This window comes from Aquimarina sp. RZ0 (genome assembly GCF_008370685.1).
GTDB lineage: Bacteria > Bacteroidota > Bacteroidia > Flavobacteriales > Flavobacteriaceae > Aquimarina.
Genome location: NZ_VTZU01000211.1, coordinates 1 through 1,473, shown reverse-complemented (window position 1 = coordinate 1,473; position 1,473 = coordinate 1). Strand labels below are relative to the sequence as shown.

General features: G+C 41.7%; 1 protein-coding gene. It reads right to left on the bottom strand.

Annotated features, from left to right (window positions below; all coding sequences use genetic code 11):
• Positions 1 to 1,473: type I polyketide synthase (locus tag F0000_RS27285; RefSeq protein WP_149627847.1), on the bottom strand; the 1,473-nt coding region annotated here is incomplete at both ends.

Here is a 1,473-nt window from a genome sequence, read left to right as displayed (position 1 = left end):
TTCTCTCCCTACTTGTAGGGTATAAGCCAGATCATAGATATTAACATCCTTATGATTGTCTAAATATGAGCGTAAATTCAGCACCTGATCCTCTAAACGATCAATACTCTTTGCCGATAAAACTATAATAGCAGCATCTTCACTATGGTACTCCTTCTTTGCTTTGGGAATATATTCCTCTACTATAAGGTGCGCATTACTACCTCCTGCTCCAAATGCACTGATCCCTGCCAGTCGTAAACGATTCTCTGGAACATCCCATGATGCTAATTCCTGTTGAACCCTAAATGGTGTCTTATCAAAATCAATACCTTTATTCAATACTCCAGAATGTAAACTAGGAACCAGTTGTTTATGTTTCATCTGTAACAAAACCTTAGTCAGTCCTGAGATACCTGCGGCTGATTCGGCATGACCTATATTACTCTTAACACTTCCTATAGAACAATACTGCCCCTCTTGTCGTCTTCCTGTAAAAGCCTTACTCAAACCTGCTATCTCTATTGGATCTCCCAAACTCGTACCTGTGCCATGAGCCTCTATATAACTGAAATCATCCACAGAAACACCTGAACGTCTAATGGCTTCTCTGATAACACCTGCCTGAGCATTTGGATTCGGTACTGTGTATCCATTGGCCTTGCCTCCGTGATTCAAACTACTGCCTTTGATGACTCCATAAATCTGGTCTCCATCTTTCTCTGCCTCACCTAATGGTTTCAATAAAACCGCTCCTACTCCCTCTGAAGGAACATAACCATTACCGCCTGCTCCAAAACTCTCACACCTACCCTTATCTGAAACAAACATGTTTTGACTTAGGTTTTTATATTTATTGGGATGGATACTTACATTTACTCCTCCGGCAATCGCCATACTACATAGTCCATTGTGGATTGCATCTATAGCAAGGTGAATAGAAACCAGTGAGCTTGAACACATCGTATCAACTCCCATACTAGGACCGTGAAGGTTCATACTGTAGGATACCCGGTTTGCTATACTACTGGAACTAAACCAGGTAGCCATCGGATTACCCTTTATACTCTCTTCTGCTCCAAACAATTGGTATTCACCATACATAACTCCTACATAAACACCTACGTGACCTCCTAAATCACTCCCTTGCAAGGAACTAACCTTACTCAGACTATCTAAAGTGTATCCCCCATCTTCTATCGTTTCCCAGGCAGTCTGCAGAAACAAACGCTCCTGAGGATCCATAAGCTCTGCTTCTCGTGGAGAAATATTAAAAAATAAAGGGTCAAACTTATCTACATCATCGATAAAACCTCCCCACTTACTAGCAATCTTACCTACCTTGCCTTTTTCAGGATCATATAACTGATCAGCATCCCAGCGCTCGATTGGAATCTCTGTGATGCAATCCTTACCCTGCTTCAGGTTTTCCCAGAAATCTTCTAGTGTAGCTGCGCCTGGATATCGACCACTTATACCGATAATTGCAATATC